This is a genomic window from Erythrobacter sp., from assembly GCF_023653175.1.
GTDB lineage: Bacteria > Pseudomonadota > Alphaproteobacteria > Sphingomonadales > Sphingomonadaceae > Erythrobacter.
Window position 1 is genome coordinate 25,947 of the sequence record NZ_JAMNXL010000020.1, and the last position, 6,961, is coordinate 32,907.

General features: G+C 64.8%; 7 protein-coding genes and 1 tRNA gene. 5 read left to right on the forward strand and 3 right to left on the reverse strand.

What is annotated here, in order from left to right; all coding sequences use genetic code 11:
- The first annotated feature begins 17 nt into the window (after positions 1–17).
- Genes NBV68_RS04330 through NBV68_RS04340 form a run of 3 tightly spaced genes read left to right on the forward strand, consistent with a single transcriptional unit; the run spans position 18 to position 3,193 of the window.
- A complete protein-coding gene (locus tag NBV68_RS04330; protein WP_296307525.1) occupies positions 18–1,040 on the forward strand; it encodes a 5-methyltetrahydropteroyltriglutamate--homocysteine methyltransferase in 1,023 nt (340 codons plus the stop codon).
- Entirely contained in the window at positions 1,037–2,158 is a 1,122-nt protein-coding gene (locus tag NBV68_RS04335) for a cobalamin-independent methionine synthase II family protein (protein ID WP_296307526.1), read from the forward strand. The genes NBV68_RS04330 and NBV68_RS04335 overlap by 4 nt, the downstream gene beginning before the upstream one ends.
- Positions 2,159–2,206: 48 nt before the next feature.
- Positions 2,207–3,193 (forward strand): CorA family divalent cation transporter, encoded by a 987-nt coding sequence (locus NBV68_RS04340; protein WP_296307528.1) that lies wholly within the window; start codon positions 2,207–2,209, stop codon positions 3,191–3,193.
- A gap of 356 nt (positions 3,194–3,549) precedes the next feature.
- Here the strand turns inward: NBV68_RS04340 and NBV68_RS04345 are convergent, their stop codons facing one another.
- The 3 genes from NBV68_RS04345 to NBV68_RS04355 are packed head-to-tail and all read right to left on the reverse strand — an operon-like array spanning position 3,550 to position 5,694.
- Positions 3,550–4,566 carry a nucleotidyltransferase family protein gene (locus NBV68_RS04345; protein WP_296307530.1) on the reverse strand — a complete coding sequence of 339 codons (1,017 nt, stop codon included), beginning with the start codon at positions 4,564–4,566 and terminating at the stop codon, positions 3,550–3,552.
- Positions 4,563–5,270, reverse strand: coding sequence for a hypothetical protein (locus NBV68_RS04350; RefSeq protein WP_296307532.1), 708 nt, complete (start codon positions 5,268–5,270; stop codon positions 4,563–4,565). The genes NBV68_RS04345 and NBV68_RS04350 overlap by 4 nt, the downstream gene beginning before the upstream one ends.
- Before the next feature lie 49 nt (positions 5,271–5,319).
- A complete protein-coding gene (locus NBV68_RS04355; RefSeq protein WP_296307533.1) occupies positions 5,320–5,694 on the reverse strand; it encodes a hypothetical protein in 375 nt (124 codons plus the stop codon).
- A 73-nt stretch (positions 5,695–5,767) separates the two neighbouring features.
- On the opposite strand from NBV68_RS04355, the gene NBV68_RS04360 reads away from it, so the two are divergent.
- Both NBV68_RS04360 and NBV68_RS04365 read left to right on the forward strand, forming a co-directional pair.
- A complete protein-coding gene (locus NBV68_RS04360; protein WP_296307534.1) occupies positions 5,768–5,983 on the forward strand; it encodes a hypothetical protein in 216 nt (71 codons plus the stop codon).
- Positions 5,984–6,454: 471 nt separating this feature from the next.
- Positions 6,455–6,528: transfer RNA gene (locus NBV68_RS04365), tRNA-Gly, on the forward strand.
- Positions 6,529–6,961 lie beyond the last annotated feature (433 nt).

Sequence of the window (6,961 nt, forward strand, 5' to 3'; positions counted from 1 at the left end):
TGTCGAAAGAGAGAACAATGCTGCTACCGACCTCGCTCGTGGGCTCCTACGCCCAACCCGACTGGCTGATCGACAAGGAAAAACTGAAGGGCCGCTTCCCCCCGCGCGTGCGTGCGACCGAGCTGTGGCGGGTCGATCCGGCATACCTCGAAGAAGCCTTCGACGATGCCACGCTGCTTGCTATCCGCGATCAGGAGCGCGCCGGGCTCGACATCATCACCGATGGCGAGATGCGGCGCGAAAGCTACTCGAACCGCTTTGCCACCGCGCTCGAAGGCGTCGATCTCGACAATCCCGGCGTTGCCCTCGACCGCAGCGGCGAACCCAACCCGGTCCCGCGCGTCACCGGGAAAATCCGGCGCAAGCATGCCGTCGAAACCCGCGACGTCGAATTCCTGCGCGCGCATACCGACCGGATGATCAAGATCACCGTGCCCGGCCCGTTCACGATGGCACAGCAGGCGCAGAACGATTTCTACAAGCACGAAGCCGAGATGGCGCAGGATTACGCGGTCGCGGTCAATGCCGAGATCAAGGACCTCTTCGCCGCCGGGGCCGATATCGTCCAGATCGACGAGCCCTACATGCAGGCGCGGCCCGAAAAGGCGCGCGAATACGGGCTCGCCGCGCTCGAAACCGCGTTTGACGGGGTCGAGGGGCGCACCGCGCTGCACATCTGCTTCGGCTATGCCGCACTGATCCATGAGCGGCCGCAGGGCTACAATTTCCTGCCCGAACTTGCCGGATCGCCGGTGCAGCAGATTTCGATCGAGACCGCGCAGTCCCAGCTCGATTGCAGCGTGCTTGAAAGCCTGACCGGCAAGACGGTCATCCTCGGCGTGCTCGACCTGTCGACGCATGCAATCGAAACCCCCGAGGACGTCGCCGCGCGCATCCGCCGTGCGCTGCCGCATATCGCAGCCGAACGGCTGGTGATTGCGCCCGATTGCGGGTTGAAATATCTGCCGCGTGAGGTCGCTTTCGGGAAGATGAAGGCCATGGCCGATGGCGCGGCCATCGTGCGCGGGGAACTGCCGTGAGCCGCTTCCTGACCACCCACGTCGGCAGCCTGCCGCGCCCCGAAGCCCTGCTCGATCTTGTGTTCAAGCGCGAAGGCGGGGAGCCTGTCTCCGAGGCCGATTTCGACGCGGCGGTCGAGGACGCCACGGCCTACGTCATCAAGCGCCAGATCGAGGCTGGGGTCAGCATCGTCAACGATGGCGAGCAGTCCAAGCCCTCCTATGCCACCTATATCAAGCACCGCCTGTCGGGCTTCGGCGGCGAGGCGGGGCAGTATGAATTCGCCGACCTGGAAGCCTTCCCCGGCGCCAAGGCACAAGTGTTCGGCAACAAGGGCCGCGCCAAGCGCTCGGCGCCTGCCTGCACCGCGCCCATCGAAGTGGTCGACATGGAAGCCCCCCGCATCGACGCCGAGCGGCTGGTGCGCCTCGCCAATGGCCACGCCACCTTCATGTCCGCCGCCAGTCCCGGGGTGACGGCGCTGTTCTTCCCCAACCAGTATTACGCTTCGGATGAGGAATATGTCTTCGCCCTCGCCGAGGGCCTGCGCCACGAATACGAGACCATCGCCGCGGCCGGGATCACCCTCCAGGTCGATTGCCCTGACCTTGCGATGGGCCGCCATGTGCAGTTCACCGAGCTTTCCACCGAAGAGTTCCGCAAGCGCATCGGCATGAACATCGCGGCGCTCAATCACGCGGTGCAGAACATCCCCGCCGAGCAGCTGCGCATGCACCTGTGCTGGGGCAACTATCCCGGCCCGCACCATTGCGACGTGGCGCTGGGCGAGATCGCCGACATCGTCTGGACCGCCAAGCCGCAGACCGTGCTGCTTGAAGGCGCCAATCCGCGCCACGCCCACGAATTCGCCTTCTTCGAGAAGCACCCGCTGCCCGAAGGCAAGATCCTGTGCCCCGGCATGGTCGAGCCGCAGAGCCCCTATATCGAGCACCCCGAACTCATCGCCCAGCGCATCGGCCGCTATGCCGATCTGCTCGGGCCTGAGCGGGTCATGCTCGGCGTCGATTGCGGCTTCTCGGTCCATGCGGGGAGCAATGCGCTCGATCCGGAAATCGTCTGGGCCAAGCTCGCCGCACTCGCCGAAGGTGCCGCGATCGCCAGCGACAAGTATTTCTGACAAGGCCCCGCTTGCCGCGGGCGCTGCGGCGGGGGTAACGGTACGGGCATGAACGGCCCCGCCGCCCCCGCCGCCCCCGCAGCCCCGCTCGCCGCCCACGCGCTGGTCGTCGAGGACGGCATCGTCGCCGCCATCGACCCCCACGCGGTCGCCACCTATTCCGGCCCCGGCTTCGTCTGGCTCCACGCCGACGGCATGGGCGAGCTCAACCTTGCCGACCTGCCCGGCTATGTTCCGCCGATGGCCGCCGGCGCGCTGATTGCACACGAGACCCGTCCGCGCTGTGACGAGATCGACGATGCGGTGCTCATCAACCTGCGCGGCACCGCCAAGGAGACCGCGCACGGCAGCGACGGCCTCGTCTCGATCCGCGTCTGGGTGGAGGAGCGGCGCGTCACCTCGGTCAGCCGCTACCCGCTCGCCGCGCTCGGCAAGGTCGAGGCGCTGATGCGCGCCGGCAAGATCACCGATGGGGGCGATTTCGTTGCGCTGCTGGCGCAGGCGATCAGCAAGGAGCTCGATCCCCAGGTTTCCGAGCTCGGCGACAGCCTCGATGATTGCGAGGGGATGCTCGATGGCGACATCTACGCCCTGCGTCGCATGATCGCCCGGATCCGCAGCCAGGCGATCGTGCTCCGCCGCTTCGTTGCGCCCGATCGCGATGCGCTCAGCGCCATGGCGCAGCTCGAATTCGAGTGGATCGGCAAGGATGATCGCCTGCACCTGCGCGAGGCGGCGGACCGCTTCGCGCGCATGGCCGAGGAGCTGGAGGCGGTGCGTGAACGCGCCGCGCTGCTCCACGAACAGCTCACCGACCTGCGCGCCGAGATGATCGACCAGCGCAGCCTCGCCATCGCGGTGACGGCGTTCATCTTCCTGCCGCTGACCTTCGTCACCGGCCTGCTCGGCATGAACGTCGAGGGCATTCCCTTCGCGCAGGAACCCTGGTCGTTCTGGGGCGTGGTCGCCTTTTGCGTTGTGATCGGCACGGGCGTGATGGGCTGGTTCGCGTGGAAGCAGTGGCTCGACGACTGAGCGATGTGTTCGGGAATTGCTTGACGCTTCGATCGTTTTCGACCCGGACAGCGCCGGTCATGCGCGGCGGGACACAAACCGCCAGATAGTCGATCTTAGGGCCACCTGCCGCCGCGCCGAATGAGAACCTTCTCGGCGCCATGCACGGCACGGCAGCCTGCGCGCGCGCCCCGGGGCATGGCGATGCCGCAGGTCCCAAGGATCAGGCGAACATATGTCGAGCGTTACGATAAGGCGCTGCTCGGGATAGATCACCAGCCAGCTTTAGGTGACCTTCGATACGCTGCCGTGATGCACGGCCTGACGCCGGAGCCAGCCTTTCGTGAAGATCCCCCGCCCCGTTGCCTTCGCCGCTTTCACCAGCGCCGGAAGTGGTAGCCCATCCGATCCCGCCAGCGTTGTGGCTGGAGAGCCTCGCGCTGCTGCGCTGCCGATAGCCGGAAAAACGCCGGCAGGGTTTGTGCCAGGCGCATGCCTGCCTTGCGCCAGCGCGCCCAGCGATCATCGAGCGCGCCCCTCAGCGCTGGCGGCATCGCACCGGGCGGGCCACGGGCCCAATCGACCATTGGCCCGGCCGGGGCGAAAACCTGCTGATCGCGCGACAGCAGGTCATCGATTGCGGCGCGATAGGCGCTCTCCCCGTCCGGCAAGCGCAAGTGCAGTCCGATATCCTGCAGCGAGCGAAGGCCGATATGGCCGAACACATGCCCGCGATCGTGCATCTGGCCGTGGGCGATGGCAATGGCCATGCGGTGCTGCGCCATCGGCACCCGGACCATGCAGGAGCCGAGCGGCACGCATTCCGATCGCGCCCAGATATCCGGCTCGCCGAGCGCATGGGCATAAGCGGGCGATATCATCCGGCGATGGAGTTCGACACCCAAGGCGAGTTCGTCATGGGTCGCCATGCCGAGTTGATGGGAAGGTCTGCGCGGCGCGGGGGCGAAACGGAAGCCCCTTTGCTCCATGAGCGCACGGGCCGCCTGCAATTGCGCCTCATCGGGCAGAACAACATCGAGATCGCCCATCATCCGCACGCCCGGATCAGGCAGGCAGCCCGAGGCGACCAGACTGGCTCCCTTGATGAGCAGGGGATCAAGCCCGGCCTGCGCAAACCAATCGCAAACCAGCGCAAGCCCATCGGCAAGCTGCGCATTGCGCTCGCGATTGAGATACAGAACGGCATCGAGATAGTCTGCCGTCTCCTGCGGCACCCGCTCTTGGCCCTGCAGGCGAAACGCCAGCGCTGGCGTGACGAGGTGATGGCTCGCCGCTGCCATGACGAGGTTCCAGTCGCAATCGGGGGGAGGGGGGCAGGGGTGCTCGGCGATCAGCCAGTGCGCGATCCAGCCATAGGCTTCAGACGGTCTCATGCGTGCGCGCCGCCCGCGATGTGTCGAAAGTGGGCATCGATCGCCTCAATCCGGCGATAGGCAATCTCGTAGCAAGGCATTGCCGCCAGCCAGCGAATGAACCGCTCCACGCGCTCTCGGGTCAGCGGGTAGCCGATCCAGAGCCGGTCCCAGGCGAGCCGCGCGAGCGCATGCAGCGGCCACAATGGTTGCAGTGCATCATCCCCGTCCGGATCGTAGCGCGGCAAGACCAGCGCCTTGAGCGGCAGGGCCGCCGTGGCACAGCGATCAGGTGGCACATGCAGCATGCGCGCCATGATCGCCTTGCCGGGATGCGCGCGCGGTTCACCCAGACCACCCGGCCAAGCGGCCGAAATCACGGCGACGCTTCCGGGCTTCACCGAGATCGGGAGCGGCCAGGGCGCAACCTTGCCGTGCGGGAGGATCGCGAGCAGGTCTTCGGCGACATAGGTCCAGCCCCGCGCCACCAACAGCGCCGAAAGCGTCGACTTGCCGGAGCCCGACGGCGCTGCCAGTCCGATTGCGCTGCCAGCCCATGCGATCGCCGCGCCGTGGATCAGCGCCTGCCATTCGGGACGGTGATGGATCACATCGAGACAGGCCTGATAGATCGCGCCCTGAACCAGCTCGAGTTCCCGCGTCGTCACCAGCTCGCGTCCGTCGATCGATAAACGCCATTGCCCCGCGGCAAGGGCCTCGATCAAGAACCGGGCGCCCGGCGTTGCTTCATCCGGGCCGGCGGGCGGGAGGGTGCTATCGAGCCAGAAGGTGAGCTGGGCGGGGGGCATGGATGACGATCGCCAGTCCGCCGGGCATGGCGGCATATCGGGCGATCTGCCGGCCCGCAGGAGGGAAGGTGTGTTCGCCCGCGCCGCTGCGCACCGGCGGCGGTGGCGGCGCATGCCAGCTGCGAATCACGTCTGCGGCGGCGGCGCGGGCGGCCGTGCCGCTGACGCGTTCGATATCCTCAAGCAGCACGTCCTGCGGGTGGCCCTCGCGCAATGCGTGCCACAGCAACGCCGCCAACTCGTTGTAAACGCGCATCTCACCCGCTGCGTTGACAACAACCAGGCCGTCGTCGAAATCAATCGCGCTCAAGGCGTCCAGGGAATGGGGAGAATAGCTCATTGGATGTGGAGCGGCATCTTGCCTACAATCCAATGATAGTTAAGAGACTTTATGTCAAAGCGGGGAAACAAAGATGAATGAAGACTGCGGGTTTCAGGCTGACACCAAGTCCACTTCCTCTGCGAGCGAGCCCAAATCGATTGAGCGGCGTGTCGCTTTGCAAAGGCTGGCGTTCCATAGTGCGGTGACGGCGCCGATGATGATGGCTATCCTGACTTCCGAAAAGGCCATTGCGCAACGCGGTGGCGGTGGCGGCGGCTGCATCCCAGAATGCAATTTTGACGTTTGATTGATGCCAGTCAGAGGCGGAGCGCCCATTGGCTCCGCGATAGGGCGCCGGTAGCGCAATACGCCAAGCGCACCCGCCTCGCATTCCGGGAAGGAACGCCGCTTGCGTCCCTCGACCACCTCGGCATATGGAAATGGCCGAGCGTGCTTGTGGTCACGCTGGTGCCGGGCGTGGCCTTCCTGTTCTGGTAGAGGCAGAAGCCCAGCGCAATCGAGCGCCGCGGTTAAACACGGCCACTACTGCCGCCCTCGTCCTTTTCGACCTTCGCGATGCTGGCAGCCGGTCTGGCCGATGCTGAAGCGGCTGATGTAACGGGTTGGGTCGGCCGCGCAGGTGTCTAGGATCAGGCGAACATATGTTGACCAAGCGCGTATGGTCGTGGCAATGGGCGAGCGCATTGCGAAGAACGGTGAAAACCGAACTGGAAACCGATCAAGTCTTGCCTCGAACAGCCAGCCTTTTCAGCGCGATGCGGGTGTAGCTCAATGGTAGAGCAGAAGCTTCCCAAGCTTACGACGAGGGTTCGATTCCCTTCACCCGCTCCACCTTTAGAGTAGGTGGCCGAGAGAGGCCCCGCGCGCATCAAGGTGCAGCGCCCTGCCTCCTCGCTGTGGCTGTTGGCCCAATCCTCCTCTCAATCGCGAAAAATCGCAGAACTGCGTCGGCTTGGCTTAAGTGCCGGGTATGCACGGGGAAGGCATAACATTTATAACATTACAACAAATTCAGAACCTTAGAACATAATATATCCATAACATCGACCCAACCAAGTTATGCCAGTCTGCCCCAACATTTCGGCTTTGCAATATGCAGCAAAATCAATGAGGTAATGTCTGGCCCTGAAAAATGTTACGTCAGATTATGTCTCAACCCTAACCTCAAAAACGGCGGATTTCTGCGGTTTCCAAGGGCGGATTTCGGCCATGTTGGGAATGTTATGTCTTCCCCGCGCATACCCAGCTCTGCAACGGCGGGGCG